The sequence below is a fragment of the Streptomyces sp. NPDC060035 genome, from assembly GCF_042736635.1.
Lineage (GTDB): Bacteria > Actinomycetota > Actinomycetes > Streptomycetales > Streptomycetaceae > Streptomyces.
In genome coordinates this window covers 372,255-389,479 of the sequence record NZ_JBHWVO010000006.1, presented here as the reverse complement: position 1 = coordinate 389,479, position 17,225 = coordinate 372,255, and the positions used below count along the sequence as shown (strand labels likewise).

General features: G+C 67.4%; 13 protein-coding genes and 4 pseudogenes. 7 read left to right on the top strand and 10 right to left on the bottom strand.

Annotated elements, in window-relative coordinates:
• Positions 1–183 (top strand): glycoside hydrolase family 15 protein (locus ACFWBQ_RS13150; RefSeq protein ID WP_385487169.1); only part of this gene is annotated, 183 nt, incomplete at its 5' end.
• Positions 184–301: 118 nt separating this feature from the next.
• Here the strand turns inward: ACFWBQ_RS13150 and ACFWBQ_RS13145 are convergent.
• From ACFWBQ_RS13145 to rph, 4 genes are all read right to left on the bottom strand, one after another.
• The gene (locus tag ACFWBQ_RS13145) at positions 302–1,147 is read right to left on the bottom strand and encodes an amino acid ABC transporter ATP-binding protein (protein WP_385487167.1); all 846 of its coding nucleotides are present in this window, start codon (positions 1,145–1,147) and stop codon (positions 302–304) included.
• Between the two features lie 5 nt (positions 1,148–1,152).
• Positions 1,153–1,938, bottom strand: coding sequence for an amino acid ABC transporter permease (locus ACFWBQ_RS13140; protein WP_385487164.1), 786 nt, complete (start codon positions 1,936–1,938; stop codon positions 1,153–1,155).
• Between the two features lie 14 nt (positions 1,939–1,952).
• Complete coding sequence (locus ACFWBQ_RS13135) at positions 1,953–2,759, bottom strand: ABC transporter substrate-binding protein (protein WP_385487162.1); 807 nt, start codon at positions 2,757–2,759, stop codon at positions 1,953–1,955.
• A 281-nt stretch (positions 2,760–3,040) separates the two neighbouring features.
• On the bottom strand, positions 3,041–5,638 hold the full coding sequence (gene rph, locus ACFWBQ_RS13130) for a rifamycin-inactivating phosphotransferase (RefSeq protein WP_385487160.1): 2,598 nt from the start codon (positions 5,636–5,638) through the stop codon (positions 3,041–3,043).
• An 856-nt stretch (positions 5,639–6,494) separates the two neighbouring features.
• Between rph and ACFWBQ_RS13125 the strand changes: the two genes are divergently transcribed.
• A complete protein-coding gene (locus tag ACFWBQ_RS13125; RefSeq protein ID WP_385487158.1) occupies positions 6,495–7,079 on the top strand; it encodes a hypothetical protein in 585 nt (194 codons plus the stop codon).
• Positions 7,080–7,361: 282 nt separating this feature from the next.
• On the opposite strand, the gene ACFWBQ_RS13120 is transcribed toward ACFWBQ_RS13125, so the two are convergent.
• The 5 genes from ACFWBQ_RS13120 to ACFWBQ_RS13100 form a co-directional block, all read right to left on the bottom strand.
• Positions 7,362–8,741, bottom strand: coding sequence for an IS1380 family transposase (locus ACFWBQ_RS13120; RefSeq protein ID WP_385487156.1), 1,380 nt, complete (start codon positions 8,739–8,741; stop codon positions 7,362–7,364).
• Positions 8,742–9,065: 324 nt separating this feature from the next.
• Positions 9,066–9,698 carry an NADPH-dependent F420 reductase gene (locus tag ACFWBQ_RS13115; protein WP_385487154.1) on the bottom strand — a complete coding sequence of 211 codons (633 nt, stop codon included), beginning with the start codon at positions 9,696–9,698 and terminating at the stop codon, positions 9,066–9,068.
• 800 nt (positions 9,699–10,498) lie between these two features.
• Positions 10,499–11,065, bottom strand: a complete 567-nt coding sequence (locus ACFWBQ_RS13110) for a VOC family protein (RefSeq protein ID WP_385487152.1) — start codon at positions 11,063–11,065, stop codon at positions 10,499–10,501.
• Positions 11,066–11,202: 137 nt separating this feature from the next.
• A complete protein-coding gene (locus tag ACFWBQ_RS13105; RefSeq protein WP_385487150.1) occupies positions 11,203–11,574 on the bottom strand; it encodes a DoxX family protein in 372 nt (123 codons plus the stop codon).
• Between the two features lie 267 nt (positions 11,575–11,841).
• A complete protein-coding gene (locus tag ACFWBQ_RS13100; protein WP_385487148.1) occupies positions 11,842–12,594 on the bottom strand; it encodes an NADPH-dependent F420 reductase in 753 nt (250 codons plus the stop codon).
• Between the two features lie 29 nt (positions 12,595–12,623).
• On the opposite strand from ACFWBQ_RS13100, the gene ACFWBQ_RS13095 reads away from it, so the two are divergent.
• From ACFWBQ_RS13095 to ACFWBQ_RS13075, 5 genes and pseudogenes are all read left to right on the top strand, one after another.
• Positions 12,624–13,097, top strand: coding sequence for a MarR family winged helix-turn-helix transcriptional regulator (locus ACFWBQ_RS13095; protein WP_385487146.1), 474 nt, complete (start codon positions 12,624–12,626; stop codon positions 13,095–13,097).
• A 61-nt stretch (positions 13,098–13,158) separates the two neighbouring features.
• Positions 13,159–13,805 (top strand): annotated as a pseudogene (locus ACFWBQ_RS13090) (recombinase family protein).
• Between the two features lie 366 nt (positions 13,806–14,171).
• Entirely contained in the window at positions 14,172–15,008 is an 837-nt protein-coding gene (locus ACFWBQ_RS13085) for a CPBP family intramembrane glutamic endopeptidase (RefSeq protein WP_385487144.1), read from the top strand.
• A pseudogene (locus tag ACFWBQ_RS13080) lies at positions 15,005–16,159 on the top strand (sensor histidine kinase). Before ACFWBQ_RS13085 ends, ACFWBQ_RS13080 begins: the two are co-directional and overlap by 4 nt.
• Positions 16,156–16,814 (top strand): annotated as a pseudogene (locus ACFWBQ_RS13075) (response regulator). Before ACFWBQ_RS13080 ends, ACFWBQ_RS13075 begins: the two co-directional pseudogenes overlap by 4 nt.
• 119 nt (positions 16,815–16,933) lie before the next feature.
• Here ACFWBQ_RS13075 and ACFWBQ_RS13070 read toward each other — a convergent pair.
• A pseudogene (locus tag ACFWBQ_RS13070) lies at positions 16,934–17,119 on the bottom strand (transposase); the annotation flags it as partial.
• Between the last annotated feature and the right edge of the window lie 106 nt (positions 17,120–17,225).

Here is a 17,225-nt window from a genome sequence, read left to right as displayed (position 1 = left end):
CGTGCCGGGCGCCGGGAAGATGCCCAGCTGGCCTTCGAGAAGATGCTCACCTACGCCAACCATCTCGGCCTGTACGCGGAGGAGATCGGCCACACGGGCGAACAGAAGGGCAACTTCCCGCAAGGGTTCACGCATCTGGCGCTGATCAGTGCGGCCTTCAACCTTGACCGGGCGCTGGGCTGAATTCGACACTACGTGACCTGCCGGGTGGACCCCTGACCGCAGGCCGACGGCTGCCGAGACGGTGTGCGCAGAGCCCGAGGAGGACAGGAACCCGTTTGTCCTCCTCGGGCGCGTTGCTCTAGAGCCGGCCGGACTGATTCCCGGGCCCGCCGGATTCCGCGGCCGGATCCTCGCTCAGGCCCGCGGTGGCCGGGGTCAGCAGGCGCGCGAGGAAGGACCGGGTACGGGCATGACTCGGTGCGCCGATCACCCGCGCCGGAGTGCCCTCCTCGACGATGACCCCGCCGTCCATGAAGACGACGCGGTCCGCCACCTCCTGGGCGAAACTCATCTCATGGGTGACGACGAGCATCGTCATTCCCTCGTCGGCCAGGGACCGCATCACGGCGAGGACGTCCCCCACCAGTTCCGGGTCCAGGGCGGAGGTCGGCTCGTCGAAGAGCATCAGTTCCGGGTCCATGGCCAGCGCCCGCGCGATGGCCACCCGCTGCTGCTGACCGCCGGACAGCTGTGCCGGATAGGTGGACTCCTTGTCGGTCAGGCCCACCCGGGCCAGCCGCTCGCGGGCGATCCGTGCCGCCTCCGCCTTGTCGCGCCCGAGCACCCGCCGCTGAGGGAGCGTCAGGTTTTCCAGCACCGTGAGGTGCGGGAAGAGGTTGAACGACTGGAAGACCATGCCGATCCGCCGACGCACCCTGTCGATGTCCACATCCGGGTCGGTGACTTCGGCGCCGGCCACCAAGACCGTCCCCGAGGTCGGCTCCTCCAGCAGGTTCACGCACCGGAGCAGCGTGGACTTGCCCGAGCCGGACGGGCCGATGACGCACACCACCTCGCCCCGGGCGACCGTGAAGTCGATGCCCGCGAGCACGTCCAGCGTCCCGAACGACTTGTGCAGGCCCCGCACCTCGATCGCCGGTGTGTTCACCGCCGCCGCGCCGTCCGCCGCAGGAGCCGCCTTCATCGCGTTCACCTCGCCTTCGCCGTACGCGCTTCGAGCCGCCGGACCAGATGGCCGAGCGGCAGGGTAATGATCAGATAGCAGAGCCCGGCGATGAGGATCGGGGTCAGGCTGCGATTCTGGTTCAGGGCATCCCGGCCGAACTTGGCCAACTCGTACTGGGCGAGTGACAGGCCCAGCAAATACACCAGGGACGAGTCTTTGGTCAGCAGGATCAGTTCATTGGTGAGCGGTGGCAGAACGATGCGCAGGGCCTGCGGAATGATGATGGACACCATGGCCCGGCCCTGCGACATTCCGAGCGAACGCGCCGCTTCCATCTGCCCCTTGGGGACCGCCTGGATTCCGGCCCGTATTGTCTCCGCCATATAGGCGGCGCCGACGAGACCCAGCGCCAGCATCACAGTCACATACTGGTTGAGCGCCACCTGGAAGGCGAGCGGGACGCCGAATCCGAGGGCGATGAAGACCAGCAGGGCGGGAACCCCGCGGAAGAACTCGATATAGGCAATGGCCAGCCAGCGGTACGGAGGTACGCGCGACAGCCTCATCAGTGCGAGGAGGAGCCCCATGGTCAGCCCGAAGCTGAAGCCGAGCAGAGTGTAGATGACGGTGTTGACCAGGGCGGTGGTGATGATGTCGGGGAACTGCGCCTTGGCCACGCCCACATCGAAGAACGCCCGTCTGATCTCGCCCCAGTCGGCGGCCAGGGCGACTACGAGCAGGACGGCGGCGAGGACAGCGTACTGAACACCCCGGATGACGCGCGTCCGTTGGCGGCGGGATATGGACATCAGTAGTGGATTCCTCAGTTCTTGGGAGCGGCGGGGAACCACTTCTTGTAGATGCGGTCATAACTTCCGTCGGACTTGGCCTTACTGATCGCCGCGTCGATCTCCTTGCGCAAGGCATCATTTCCGGTACGCACCCCGATGCCGTACTGCTCGCCCGTATCGAACTCAGCGGTGACCTGGGTGTCCGGGTTCTTCCGCACATATTCGAAGAGCACGCCGTTGTCGTTCACCGCGGCGTCGACCTGTCCGGTCTTCACGGCCGTGAGCAGCAGAGCCAGATCCTCGAACTGTACGGTCGTCACCCCCGGGGCGTTCTTCTGCGCGTACGTCTCTCCTGTGGTGCCCTGCTGGACTCCGAGCTTCTTTCCCTTGAGGCTCGCCAGCGAGGTGAAGGAGGAGCCCTTCTTGGCGACCAGGGCCTGTGTGGCGTCGAAGTAGGCGGCAGAGAAGTCCAGGTTCTTCGCACGCACCGGCGTGATCGTCATGCCCGCCGCGGCCAGGTCGCACTTGCGGGCGTTGAGATCCTCGCCGCTCTGGATGCCCTCGAAGGGCGTGTCCACGATTTCCTGGGTGAGTTCGAGCTTCTTGGCGACCAGATCCACGAGGTCCACGTCGAAGCCGACGATGGCGTTGCCCTTGCGTACCTGGAAGGGTTCATACGGCAGATGTGTGCAGGTCGTGAGCTTGCCGGAGTTCACCAACTCCAGTTCTGTGCCACCTGACGCCGAGGGCTTTGTGCTCGTGCAGCCCGTGAGTACGGCAACGGCGGTGGCGGTGACGGTTGCGGTGGCTAGAAAGGGCAGCACGGAACGATCGGACACGACATCTCCAAAGTGCGGTCGGCCAACGAACCCACCTCGTCGGTGAGTTGCGCTGATCTTGCCACCGGAGGTGCCGGATGTCGCCTGTTGAGTCGTGGGCCGCCAGTGACGCCCGGGGGACAAGGCCGAGCCGGTCCGCGGTGCCCGCGCGGTGGGCGGCGCGTACATCCGGGCGGGTCGAGGAACGCTGTCCGGTCGGTGATCGAGAATGCAGGAAGTGCCTCTGCCCCTGCCTCGTACAGGACGTGATGAGGCCGTGTACGGGGCAGGGGCAGCGTCGGTCAGGGCAGGATCTCGATGTACCCGTCGGTTCCGTGCACGCGGATCCGCTGCCCGTCCCGGATCAGCCGGGTGGCCCGCTCCACGCCCACGACGGCCGGCAAGCCGTACTCCCGGGCGATCACCGCGCCATGCGTCATCAGGCCCCCCACCTCCGTCACCAGGCCCGCGATTCCGACGAACAGCGGCGACCAGCTGGGGTCCGTGAAGGTCGTGACCAGGATGTCGCCCGCCTCGAGATCGGCCTCCGCCATGTCCAGGATGACGCGGGCTCGCCCCTCGACGGTCCCGGCGGAAACAGGCAGGCCGACCAAGGCGCCCTCCGGCACGTCATCGCGCCGGTACGCCCCGGTGACCGCCTCGCCGTCCGATGTGAGCACCCGGGGCGGTGTGAGCGCGTGGTACGACTGGAACGCTTCCTTGCGCTGCTGGATGAGCTGTTCGTCCACCTGGTTCGAGCGCACGACGTCGTGGAGTTCCTGGAACGTGAGAGAGAAGATGTCCTCCTTCTCGGAAAGCACGCCCGCCTGCACAAGACGCTCGGCCTCCCGCATCAGGGCCTGCTTGTAGACGAAGAAGCGGCTGACGATGCCGTACTTCGGGTACTCCCGGTATCCGATGAAGGTGCGGACCCGGTCGATCATCCGCTTGGTCTCGTCGGCCTTCCGATCCCCGTCCGGCAGGGCACGCAGGCGTGACAGCACGTCCTGTTCCTTCTCCTGCGCCTTCTGCCGCCCTTGCTCGAAGCGCCGCTCGGCGGCCCCCGGCTCGAAGATCCTGACGTTGTCGAGGATCACGGGCACGAGTGTGGTGGGGCGCTCACGCCAACGCGGCCTCGTGATGTCGATCTCGCCGACGCAGCGCATGCCGTACCGGTCGAGGTAGGACTCGATGGCGTCGCGCGCCTCTGCCCCGCCCGAGAGCTTCGCCAATTCGTCCAGGAAGTCCTCGTCCTCGACACCTTGCAGGAACGCCACGACCTCCGGGTGCGGGCGGATCACGTCCGCGACGTCGAGCAGCGCCAGTCCCATCTCCGAGGTGATGTTGTCGGGGGCGGACAGCGTCAGCGTGTCAGCCGCGTTCTTCTCGCCCAGCCACTCCTGCAGCTTGTCGTTGAGCCACCACGTGGCGTCCATCCCCGCCATGATCGCCTGCATGCTCAGCGGATCACCGAGGACCCGCTTGTGCTCCTCGAAGGCCGCCAACAGGAAGTCGAACAGCGCCGGTCCGGTCTTCGTCCGGATGTCGCGCTCCAGGGCGGCGACGGACGCCCGGCTGCGTTCGATCAGCCCGGTGACGATGGCCGGATCGGTCTCGATCGGGGCGGACGCACCTCCGGCCGGCGGTCCACCGGGACTCGCGTCCGGGAGCGACGGGACGAAGCCGTCATGGTCGAGGACGGTCTCCAGAGCGTCCCTGATCAGCGGATCGCCTCTCCCTATGGCATCCAGGAGGGCGGCGCGGCTCGTGGGCGAGGCCAGCCGCCGGGTGACGTCGACGAACAGTCTGCCGCCCGCCTCGTGCATCTGCACCATGGCCGTCAGCTGCCACATGGAGAACCCCAGGGGTTTCATGGGGTCGGTCATCATCTGTCCGTGACCGACGGAGACGTAGACGTGATTCTCCTGGTCGGCGGCCTCGGGAACGGGGAACAGCGTCGTGATCGGCCGGCTCTGAACGATCTGGAAGCCGTCGTCGACCAGACACCATTCGATGTCCTGCGGGCGGCCGAAGTGCGCTTCGATGCGCCGCCCGAGCTGTACGAGCCGTACGACCTGCGCATCCGTCAGCGCAGGTTGCTCCTGCTGCTGCGAGTCGATCGCGACTTCCTGCGTACCGCCGTCCGGGAGGGCGTGAACGGCCCGCTGTTTGGCGGCGATCCCCTTGGCGACGATTTCGCCGTGCCGCACCTTGAAGACGTCCGGGTTCACCAGGCCGGAGACCAGGGCCTCGCCGAGGCCGAAGCCTGCGTCCACGGTGGCGACCTTCCGGTTGCCCGTGACGGGGTCGGCCGTGAACAGGATGCCGGACGCATTCGGGAAGGCCATCTGCTGCACGACCACGGCCATGTGGACCGTACGGTGGTCGATGCCGTTGCGGCGGCGGTAGATCACGGCCCGCTCGGTGAACAGCGAGGCCCAGCACCGGCTGATGTGCTGCAGGATCGCCTTCGGCCCCACGACGTTCAGGTACGTGTCCTGCTGGCCGGCGAAGGAGGCCGTCGGCAGGTCCTCCGCCGTCGCGCTGGATCGGACGGCGTACGCGGCCCGCTCGTCGAGCCGGGCGAGGGCGCCGGTGATCGCCGCCGCGAGATCGCCTGGGACAGCAACCTCTTCGATGGTCCGGCGAATCTGCGCGCTGAGCCTGCGGATCCCGTCCAGGTCGTCCGGGTCCAAGCGCGACAGCTGGTCGAGCTGATTGTCGACCGACGGCTCTTCCGCCATGATCCGCCGGAAGGCGTCCGTCGTCACGCAGAAGCCCCCGGGCACGCGGATGCCTTCGATCCGCGACAGCCCGCCCAGGTGCGCGCCCTTGCCGCCGACGACCGCGACCTGCTTCTCGTCGACCTCTTGAAGATCCAGAACGTATTGGTCGATCATCGTGATGCCTCCGAGACAGCCGTGCTCCCTTGCACTGGAGCGGCCGATCGCATCACCGGCACCTCCAGTTCTGTCGAACCCCTCGTCGAGCACGTCGTCATCTCTCGTCGCCCTTCCTCCGACGAGCCGGGCGGCGCGCACACCCGCACCATCGCCCCAGGAGCCCGCGCCCACACTGCCGGTCCGACAACTGATTCGACGTCACCGCGTCCCCCACGCGTCGACAACACACGCACGTAGTGCCCTTCTTTCCGCAGGTTGTGGCCTCGGCCGACGATTCTGCGCCACCACCCGGGCCTTGCCGCAAGCCCCCCATTGCGCTATAAGTTGAGAGTGGCAGGGAGAGAGATCTCCTTGCCTTTATTCATTTGCCGTCCGCCGGGACTGACGAGCGACTCCCGACGTGGCGGCGCGCCGCGTACAGGTACACGTCGATCGCGGTCGAGCGCTTCCCGCCCGGCGCCCTCCGAACGGCCGCGCGCGTGTCGTATCGCTTCCACTCGGTGGCGAACGTGATGATGGCGTACGCAGGTCGAGCCGGACTCCGAAAAGACCCCTCTCCCGAAGCCTGCGGCCTGGAGGGCGAATGAAGCCTGAGTGCACCATCGAGCGGCGCACCGCGATTCGACTGGGAGGGATGATCGCACTCGGGGGAAGCAGTGCGATCGTGGGCGCCGGCCCCCCGACGCCCCAATCGACGGGTAACCCTGCACCTTCGCCATCGCTTACGGGGCGCACCTACATCTTCGGGTACGGGTCCCTGATCCAGCGGGCATCACGGACCTCGACGTGGCCCAAGGCGGAGGAAGCCGTACCCGTGGAGGTCCGGGGTATCAGCCGCGGCTGGTACGACCGGGTGGGCACCGTCAGTTGGGGCCCCACGTATCTGGGGGCCGTCCCCGAGAAGGGCGCCAGATGCACTGGTGTCCTCTTCGCCGTCACCCAGCAGGAACTCGAAGGCTTCACACGCCGTGAATCCGGTTACCGGCTGACACGTATCCCCGCGGGCGACATCTCCGTACTGGATGGCAGCAAAGGCCCTCCCGCCGGTTCCGTGTGGTATTTCGCCAACGTCACCAAACGCTATCCGAACGAGGAATTCCCGATCGTTCAGTCCTATGTGGACGTGTGCCTGGACGGCTGTCTGGAAAACGAGGACAGCTATCCGGAAGCCCGAGAAGCTCAATTCGCAAAGGAATTCATCAGAACGACAACCGACTGGCGGACGCCGTGGTTCAACGACCGGATCCACCCGTGGCGACCTTTCGTGCACGTCCCGCGTGCCAACGCCATCGACACGCTGATTCGTGACGGACTCGGGAGGGACCTCTTCGGCAAGATCACGCTCCCTCGTCGCCCCAACCGGTCTGCCTGGACCCACGGCATGACGATCGGCCGGAGTGAGGGACTGGAACGGGGAAGTTCCTTGTGGCCCCCCTGATCCGGCCCGGTTCAGCCGGGTGCGTCGCCAGGGGGTGGCAAGCCGCATGTCAGATATTCATCCCGCGGTGCGACTGTCTGAGAATGATTCCCCTCACGCAATCGGCCTAGCCTCGATCGTTCATGAGTCCTCGTCGGTTCGCTGGCGGGGGCCTCGTGCTTGCGAGGTGCGGTCTTTTCGGGGCGGGGGGAGGCTGGTGGTCCGGCTGTCGCGTCGGTTGGACGCCGGGTTCCACTTTCCCGGTGTGGTGGTGCGGGTCGTTGAGGCGGTCGGTGTGGTTGGTCAGCCGGGGTTCGGCAGGGCTGCGAGTCGTTGGATCGCGCGTGTGATCACATCCGTCCAGGGCCATCGGGCGGTGAAGCGGAGCCAGCGGCGGCGGCCGGTGGTGATCAGCTGAGCGGCGGCAGAGAACAGCCGCAGGCGAAGCCGTTTGGGCTCCCAGCGGCGGGTTTCTGCAGTCAGGGCGAGCATCGGCAGCCAGGCGAGGAGATCGAGTGCGATCTGGGCGATCTCCAGCCAGATCTGGTTCTGGGCGGTGTCGTGCAGGGGCAGGTTGCGCAGGCCGGTGTCGCGGGCGTTTCGGATGCGGTCCTCGCAGCGGGCCCGCCGTCGGTGACGCAGTTCGAGGTCGGCGAGCTGGCCGCCCTTGGTGTTCGTCGCAAAGCAGGTCAGCCGCAGTCCGTCGAGGTCGGTGAATCGCAACTGGGCGCCGGGGTGCGGGCGTTCCTTGCGTACGATCAGCCGCATGCCCTTCGGCCAGGAGGAGAGGTCGGGCATGTCGGTGATCTCCGCGACCCAGGCGCCGGGCCGCTCAGCGCCGCCGGCGTCGTAGGCCGGTGTCCATGCCTCCTTGGGGATCTTCAGGACGGCTTGGTGGATGGCGTCGCTGATGGTCATTCCGACGGAATACGACAGCCACCGGCCCCGGCGGGAGAGCCAGTCGAGGAAGGCATGGGTGCCGCCGGCGGAATCGGTGCGGATCAGTGTCTGACGGCCCCGTCGCAGGGGTCTGGGCAATTGGGCCAGGGCGAGTTGAGCTGTCTCGATGTGGTCGCTCGCGGTGTTGGAGCCTGCGTTGCCGGGCCGCAGCAGCGCGGCCACCGGTTCTCCGGACCCGGCCTGGCCGTGGTCGACGAACGCGACGAGCGGGTGGTGGCCGAAGGTCTTCTTCCAGGTCGCGGTGGCGTCCTGCTTCTCGGAGTGCGCAAGGACGAGCACGCCGTCGATGTCCACGATGACCGAGCCGTCGACGGCGGGAGCGTTCGCCCTGGCCAGTTCCCAGACATGCGAGCGTGTTTCGGCCCGCGCCGACCGGATCGCGGTGAGCGCCTTCGGTCGGCGTGCGGCAAGGGCGTCAATGAGCCGTGAAACCGTCGGGTCCGATGCCACCGGCCCGAACACGGCCGGTTCGCCCCGCAGCGTGGCGACATCGGCGAGGCAGTCCCCGCCCAGAGCGACTCCAAGCGCGACATCCAGCAGGACCTTGCCCGGATCATGCACCGCCCGTGGCTTGCGCCACGGCGCCAGTGCCGCCGATATCGCGGTGTCCAGACCGGACTTGCGGACCGTCTCGACCAGCAGCACCGCGCCGGCCTGCGAGACTGCCCCGCTGCCACCGCCCTCGACGCGGACACGCGGGTACAACTCGATACGCTTACTCACCTGGAGAGTGCTTCTTTCCGTGCAGCCAACAGGACCCTAGGCAAGTCCCATCGTTGCAGGTCAGAAGCACTCTCCGCTTATTTGATCAAGCACCGGACAACCCGCCTCACGAGAGCCCGAGGCTAACGATCTCCCGCCGGACCAGCGCGAGCACCTCACCGAGACAGCACACCAGCTCCGTTGACCAGCGGAGAGCAGGTTGGTGTGGGCTCAATGGCGAGCCGCGCTCGCCCACCGCTGGGAGACACTCATCGAACGCGTGGTTGATGATTCGGTAGCCGCCAAGACCCGGCAGGTCCGTCCGGGACTGCTTAGCTCGGCCGGCTAGCGCATCCGCTTGATGAGGTGCAGCTCGAGTCCCGACAGCGGAGCCCCGACCTCGTGCATCGCGCCGCCGACGGCGAGCGACCCCAGATCGACTGCGGCGAAACCCGCGCCGCTGAGCATCCCCATGACCAGGCCCTTCGCCTCCGGGTCGTCGCCGGACGCGAACAGGACCGTGCGCGGCCGGTCGGCGCTGAAGTCCTCGATCCACTCCATCGGCACGTTACTGATCGACTTCACCAGTCGCGCGCCGGGAGCCCACTGGGCCACCAACTCACTCGACGTCGAGCGGGTCTCGGCCAGCACGGCACGCGACTTGGTCACACCGGCCAAGCTGATGTCAGCCTCGAGCTCGGCGTGCGCGTTCATCGCGTCGACCAGGATCCGTCCGGTCCAGTCGACGCCCTGCAGTGCTTCTTCGGCCTGTCCCCAGCGGGCCGAGATGATCACGACGTCGCTCTCCACGACCTGGTCTTTGGTTTCCGCGGTCGCACCCGGCCCGAACTCCTTGATCAACCCGGCGAGCGTCTCGGGCCCTCTCGAGTTGCAGACGGCGATCGTGTGACCGGCATTGAGCAGGTGACGGCCCATAACCTGGGTCACTCGGCCGGCCCCGATGAATCCGATGCGCATTTCTCAATACTCCTTTTGTCAGCGATGGTCGCGATGTCAGCACGCGCTTGAGCTTGTGATCCAACATGGACAGAGGTCCCGGCACCCTCAGCGTGCGGGCGCGGGTCCGTTCCACGCGAACCGGCGTAGGTCGGGGTAGCCGGTGATTTCCCAGCCGCCATCGACGACGAGGCTGGTGCCAGTGATGTAAGTGGCTTAGGGGCCGGCGAGGAAGAGGCACGCTGCGGCGATCTCTTCGGGTCGGCCGGGGCGTCCTTGTGGGATGCGTCCGAGCCAGGCGTCCATCAAGGGCATATTGACGGCTGGCGCAGGGGCAGGGCCAGCGCATCGCCGGACACCGATTCATTCGGTGCGCGCGGCGACCCAGCTCAGCAGGGTCTAGGTGTCCAGCAAGGTGGAGTTGTAGGAGTGATCCTGGAAGGTGACGAAGTCGTAAGCCGAGCCGCTCACTGAGCTGCGCCAGCTCGACCGGCGTTATGCCTGGCAGTTGGTAGGAGAGATGAACGTTCCGAACTGCAACGGGTGGCCATAGTCAGGCATGGGCGTGAGACTCCGTCCTGCCCAGCGGGTGAGAAACCGTTGCGCTCCATTCAGCGAAACGGTTCAGGCAGTGCTACAGGACGTCCGCGCTGCAATGCCAGCCGTCCAGGACTTGTTCGATGACAGGTCCCGCGCCGCGCGACGCGCCGATGAGTGCGTGAGGCGACCTCACACTTGAGCCGCGCCGCGTGGTGTGTCGGCCTGTGCGGGAGGGGAGTTCGGTTCCAAGCTCCCCTGTGGTCGTGCGTGTGCCTCGCGGCCTAGCTCTTGGCCGGCGTGGTGGGGGTGTGGTCTCCGGCGATGTACCTGCGCATCATCTCGTGGGCGCGCTCGGTCTCGAGGCGGTACATCTCCTCGTGGCCGTCGGGGTCGACGGCGAACTCGACCAGGAGGCGGTTCGGGTCGAAGACGTATAGCGAGCGCAGGACCCCGTGGTCGATGTAGAAGTGCTCGTAGCCGTCCGCTTCCACTCGCTTGCGGATCTCCTGCTGCTGCTGGTCGTCGACCTTGAGCGCGACGTGGACGCTCGTTGGCTGCTCGGTGCCGACCATCGTGGCCTGCACGGCCGCCTCGGAGTAGTTCATGAACGCCATGAACCCGCCGTCGGCCAGGCCGAAGAAGGCGTGGCCGATGAACTCCGATCCCTGGCCCTCCGGCACGGGCTCGATCCAGAACGTCCTCAGGGGCAGGCCGGCGATGTCCTCGTAGAAGTGCCGGGTCGCTTCCAGGTCGCTGGTGTAGAAGTTGTTGTGGTGCATCCGCGCCGGCGGGCGAATCCCATGCTGGGCCTCGGTGGCGGTGCCTGATTCCGTGAGCGTAGACGACATTTTTTCCTTTCCTTAGTCAGTGGTCGAGAAGCAGATGCGGATGAACGGTGACGGTCCGCGTGGAGAGGCGATCTCGCGATCACGCGGCCGGCTTTGCCGGGTGAGGACGAGCTGCGGCGCCGCGGCTTACAGCCCTGTCAGGAGGCGAGGACGAGGGTGACGGCGGCAGCGATCGCGATGATGGTGAGGATGACGGGTGCTATCGAGTGGCCGCGGGTCTCGGGGTTGGCGTAGTCGCCGGACTTGGCGTGGAAGCCAACGGCTCCGACGAGGACGACTGCGAATCCCAGGGCGGCGGCAACGCCGATGGGCCACCAGAAGAGACCGGCGAGGAGCCCTACGGCTGCGGCCAGCTCGGCCAGCCCGATGAACCGGACCAGCGGGGCGCTGAGGCCTCCCGGAGACTGCAACTGGGCTGGGATGCTGCCCTTGAGCAGGGCTTTCGGTAGTCCGGCGGCCAGCCCGACAACGGCGAGCAGAACGCTCAGTACGGCGGCGAAGACATACACGGGTCATACCTTTCTGGAGAGTGACTCGGACCGCCCCAGTTTTGAGGGGCCGGCGTCCGTGGAGGATGGGTGTGCCGGCGGGTTTCGCTGCTCACGCATGAGCGTTGCTGTAGTGCGGTCTCATCGATGGAGAGCGCTGCGGCGCGGCGACCTGGCCGCGGGCCGGGAGCTGGCCGCCGCGGTGTGGCCGGTGACGGCGGACACTGAGGCGGGACGGCTCGTTGGGGCCGGCCGTGCCGCCGCCCATGGGAGGCAGAACGCGGCCACTCAGGTGAGCGGCTGTTCGGTGAAGTTCCTGAGCACCAGTGCGCCTGGAGCCTCGATGAGGCGTCCGCCTTCGTCGATCCTGCCGAGTTCCACGGGCGACAGGCCGAGTGTGCGGGCGAGCTCGGCGATCTGGGAGCCGGCCTCGTCGGAGTCGCTGGAGACGAAGACCACGCGCTTGCCCTGGCCGGAGGGCACTTCGGCGGCGAGCGTCTGGGCGGGAAGCTGGTTGAAGGCCTTCACGATCTGGGCGCCGGGCAGGACCTCGGCCGCGTACTGCGAGGAGAGCCGGCCCTTGAGGATGTCGCCCGCGTTGGGCGCGTAGTGCGCGTTGGTGGTGTCGACGACGATCTTTCCGTTCCAGTCGGGCAGGGCGTTGCTGAACGTCTCGACCGCGCCGAACGGGATGGCCATGAAGATGACGTCGCTCGCCAGTGCCTCAGTGAGCGTCACGGCCCGAACCGTAGAGCCCCAGGAGGCGGCGAGTTCGCTGATCGAGCGCGGTCCACGGGTGTTGGCGATGCTCACCTCGACTCCGGCCCGGGCGAAAAGGCGCGCCAGCGCCGAACCGATGTTTCCGGTGCCCACGATGGCGTAGCGGGTGTCTGTAGACATGTGTGTTTCCCGTTCCAGTCGATTACTGAGGGCCGCCGAGACGGCAGAGCGGCTCCGTCGCCGCGTTCCTGTCGGCGGCGGCGACCTCCACCAGGCAATGTGGTTAAGGTGTGAACCAAACCCTATGACGGGTTGGTTCACATGTCAACCAAAGCGGTAAGGTGGACTCCATGGATGAACCGCGATGGCTGGACGAGCGTGAACAGCGAGCTTGGCGCAGCCTCATGAAGATGCAGGCTGGCCTGTCCGCATACATCGAGCGGCAGCTGCGCACCCACAGCGGGCTGTCCGCCGCCGACTACCAGGTGCTGGCTCACCTGTCCGAGGCACCCGAGGGTCGCCTGAGGTCGTTCGCACTCGGGGATGTGCTGCAATGGGAGAAGGGTCGCCTGTCGCAGCATCTGACCCGCATGCAGAACCGCGACCTCATCCGCCGCGAGCGATGCGCGACCGACCAGCGAGGGGCAGTCGTGGTCATCACCGAACAGGGCCGCACCCTCGTCGAGGCAGCCGCCCCGCTCCACCTGGCTGACGTACGCAATGTGCTGATCGACCACGTGACCCCTGCACAGATGGACCTTCTGATCGAACTGGGGGACCAGGTGGAGGCGCGACTCGCCGCGGTCGATCAGAAGCCGGGATGAGCCCTTGCGTACCCGCCGGGCTGACGCCGGCCGTGCCGTCAGAGTCTCGCCCGGGGTGCCAATGAGGGCCCGGAATCGCGCCAACCGCCCTTACCGTGACACTCGGATCCAACGAAGAAGACGATGCGGGTCGATGAGCCTCGCCTTCAAAGAACGAACCTTTTCCGAAGATCACCGTTTCAAGATCGAAAAGGACCGGAAACCCTTCAAAAACCTGGGTCGTTCAAGAACCCGGGACCAGCGTTTTCTGACATGGTCCGGGGTCATGAGTGACCTTTCGGAGTCATTCGGACACCCCGAACTCCTCGTCGCCGAGCCGCTGGTGCACACCGAGATCAAGATCGGGTACGCACGGGTGTCGAGCGGCGGGCAGAAGCTCGACCGGCAGATCGATGCCCTCACCGCCGCCGGGTGCCGGAAGATCTTCGCGGACGAGAAGTCCGGCAAGAGCACGCTCCGCCCGGAGCTGAAGGCGTGCCACGCCTTCCTCGACGCCGGCGACACCCTTGTCGTCCCCTCGCTCGACCGCTACGGCCGCAGCCTCCAGGACCTCATCAACATGGTCACCGCCTGCGCGAGCGCGGAATCGGCTTCACCTCGCTGCACGAGAACCTCGACACCACCACCCCCGGCGGACGGCTCGTCTTCCACGTCTTCGCCGCCCTGGCGGAGTTCATCCGCGAACTCATCGTGCAACTCACCGCATAGATCGCCGACGCCTGGCCCCACGAGGACGACGTGTACGTGTACTTCAACACAGGTGCATGGTGCGGGGGTGACCGGGTTTACGGGAGGGCCATCCGGGGTCGCCGGTGGCGGCGAAGCGGATCCAGCTCCGGTGCACCCGTTGCGCCAGGTCGGCGGGTGGGAGCATGGTGCCGAGCAGTATGGATCGCCGACCACCCCACCCGCCAGGCGACTGCCGGCATGCCGTCCAGGGCCGGCCTGAGAGGGCCGTGTCCCCCGTGCGAGCTACGTGCAGCTGTCCTCCCTGGGGTGACGATTACGTGCGGCTGGATCCCTAACGTGGGCACAGCCGCGGCGCTCCTGCCGCGGATCCGGTGAAGGAGCCTCATGAGAATCGTCTGGCAGCTCGTGGCCGTCTTGGCCATAGCCCTGATCGGCAACCAGGCTGTTGCCGCGGCGCAGGGGAATCCGTGGCTCAGCCTTGGCCTCGGCGCCCTGACAGCCGTGCTCGGCGTGCTGGTTTACAGGTGGGTGGTGGGGCGGACCGAACGGCGGCCGGTCACGGAGTTGGCCCGGAAGGGTGCCGTGGGAGCGGGGGCGCGGGGGGTACTGATCGGCCTCGCGTTGTTCGGGGTCGTGATCGTGAACATTGCCTCGGCCGCGGAGTACAAGCTCGACGGCCTGGGTTCGGTGACGGGCGCGGTAACACTGTTCGGCGTGATGACCGCTGCCGCCGTGTCGGAGGAACTGTTGTTCCGCGGGATCCTGTTCCGGATCATCGAAGAACGCGCCGGCAGCTGGATCGCGCTGGCGCTGACCGGTCTGCTGTTCGGTCTGTTGCACCTGGTCAACCCGGACGCCACTCTGTGGGGTGCCATCGCCATCGCCATCGAGGCCGGCGGCATGCTCGCCGCCGCGTATGTGGCAACGCGCAAGCTGTGGCTGCCGATCGGGCTGCACTTCGGCTGGAACTTCGCCGAGTCCGGCATCTTCAGCGCCGGGATCTCGGGCACCGACACCCAGCAAGGGCTGCTGGACTTTGAGATCTCCGGCCCGCAGCTGATCACCGGGGGCGACTTCGGCCCGGAGGGCAGCGTGTACTCGGTGGTGTGGGGCGTGCTGTTGACGATCGTGTTCATGTGGCTGGCCCACCGGCGCGGACATGTGGTGCCCCGTCGTCGGCGCGTCGGCCGGGGCGAGGCCGCCGCTACACTCCCCCAGTGACCGATCTGCGGAAAGTCCGGGAGCTGTGGGGCCGACTCGACGTCACGGTCCGCGATCTTCCGCTCGGGCTGCTTCTCCTCGGCGGGTCGCTGCTGCCGTGGTTCGACAGGCACGGGTCACAGCTCGGGGGTATGCCGACCCACTCCTTCGATGCCCTGGCCGCCGTGGCGCTCGCCCTCGAATGCCTTCCGCTCGCCGTGCGCAGGCGGTGGCCGGTCGTCTGTCTCGCCTTGGTGTCGCTCGGCTTCTTAGTCGACCAACTCCGGGGGTACCACCTGCTCGCGGGCGCCGCGCTGCTCGTCGCCCTGCTGAGCGCGGGATCCCATCTGGCACGGCACCGGCGCGCCACCGTGCTGCTCCTCACCGCGGCGTACGTGTCACTGGCGGTCGCACTGCTCCGGCTCGGTTCCGGGGAGCCACCGGGCGAGTTCGCGACGTTCTATCTGGTGCTGGCCGGCGCCTGGGGCGCCGGGGCATGGCTGCGCGCCACCCGTACCACCGCGGCCGAGCGCCGCTGGCGGGACGCCGAGGAAGCCCGGGTCGCCGAACGCACCCGCATCGCCCGCGAGCTCCACGACGTCGTGTCCCACCACGTGACGGCGATGGTCGTGCAGGTCGAGGCAGCCCGCTATCTGACCGCCGCACCCGAGCGCCTCGACCAGACATAGGCCACGGTCGGCGACACCGGCCGGCGGGCCATCACCGACCTGCGGCATCTGCTCGACCTACTCAATCCCGACCACGGCACCGAAGCCAGGACGCCGCACGTCGGCAGTGTCCTCACGATCGTGGAACAGACCCGCCGGGCCGGGCAGCAGGTGAAGTTCACCGAGAAGGGCACGCCGGCGGAGTCGACAGGAAGCGCCGAACTCGTGGCCTACCGGGGCGTGCAGGAATCCCTGACCAACGCCCTCAAGTACGCCCACGGCAGCCGCATTTCGGTCCAGGTGCACCACGGCGAGAACGAGATCACCGTGGAGGTCGTCACGGACGGTTCCGGCTCGCCGGCCCCGGTCCCCGGCGGGAGCGGGCGTGGCCTTGCCGGTCTCCGCGAGCGGGTCGACGTCCTGGGCGGCGACTTCAGCGCGGGCCGGCGGGAGGGCGGCGGCTTCGTCGTACGGGCGCGTATACCCGCAGGGAGCCCTTCGTGACCGCGCCGATCCGGGTCCTGGTCTGCGACGACCAGATTCTCATACGCACCGGGCTGGCGACGATCATCGGCGCCCAGCCCGACCTCGAGGTGGCAGGCGAGTGCGGGGACGGACGGACCGCGGTCGAGCTCGCGGGCGGCTGCGCCCGGACGTCGTGGTGATGGACATACGCATGCCGGTGCTCGACGGCATTGAGGCGACCCGCCTGCTGGCGGGTGCCGGGGTGCAGCAGCCCGTCAAGGTGCTCGTGGTGACCACGTTCAACCTGGACGAGTACGTCTACGAGGCACTGCGCGCGGGGGCCAGCGGGTTCCTGCTCAAGGACGCGCCTCCGATCCAACTGCTCCAGGGAATCCGGACCGTTGCCATGGGAGCTGCGCTGCTGGACCCTGAGGTGACACGCCAACTCGTGGGCAAGTACGCCACGCGTATCCGTCCCGCCGGCGACGCCCCGCACGACATTCCGCTGACCCCACGCGAACTGGAGGTCCTCCGCCTCATCGCGGACGGCCTCTCCAACAGCGAAATCGCCGCGGCCCTGGTGATCAGCCGGGAAACCGTCAAGACCTTCGTGTCACGCATCCTCACCAAACTCGGACTCCGCGACCGCGTCCAGGCCGTCGTCTACGCCTACCGCCAGGGCCTGGTGGCCTGAGGTGGTACGGACGGGCGGTGGCCGCCGGTCCATTGTCACCGGGGCCTCACGTCTGAGGCTCGGCGGGGCCCGGATGGGCAGGACCACCCTGCATCCTCTGCAGAAACGGGGCGGCCGATGACGCCGGTCCGGTTGAGGAAGAGGGTCGCGTTCATGACTTCCCGCAGGTCGGTGAGCTTGCCCCCGGGGTTGAGCGAGGGCTTCTGGCGCTCGGCCCGCCAGGCCGCCAACGTCGGCTCGATCAACGCCCAGCGGGCATCGGACAGATCGCTCAGGTACGGCTGGCGCTGCTGCGAAGAAGTCATGGGGATACTCATGCACGAGGCCCGCACCCGGGCATATCGCTCGATCGAGCGAGGCAAAAGCCGTCTTCCGGAGGGTATTCGAACCGGACAGGAGCTATCGGCCTGA

Coding starts and splice junctions, on each gene's coding strand:
- ACFWBQ_RS13140 (WP_385487164.1), bottom strand. CDS start 1,938: ATGTCCATATCCCGCCGCCAACGGACGCGCGTCATCCGGGGTGTTCAG.
- rph (WP_385487160.1), bottom strand. CDS start 5,638: ATGATCGACCAATACGTTCTGGATCTTCAAGAGGTCGACGAGAAGCAG.
- ACFWBQ_RS13095 (WP_385487146.1), top strand. CDS start 12,624: ATGGATGAACCGCGATGGCTGGACGAGCGTGAACAGCGAGCTTGGCGC.
- ACFWBQ_RS13115 (WP_385487154.1), bottom strand. CDS start 9,698: ATGCGCATCGGATTCATCGGGGCCGGCCGAGTGACCCAGGTTATGGGC.
- ACFWBQ_RS13145 (WP_385487167.1), bottom strand. CDS start 1,147: ATGAAGGCGGCTCCTGCGGCGGACGGCGCGGCGGCGGTGAACACACCG.
- ACFWBQ_RS13085 (WP_385487144.1), top strand. CDS start 14,172: ATGAGAATCGTCTGGCAGCTCGTGGCCGTCTTGGCCATAGCCCTGATC.
- ACFWBQ_RS13110 (WP_385487152.1), bottom strand. CDS start 11,065: ATGTCGTCTACGCTCACGGAATCAGGCACCGCCACCGAGGCCCAGCAT.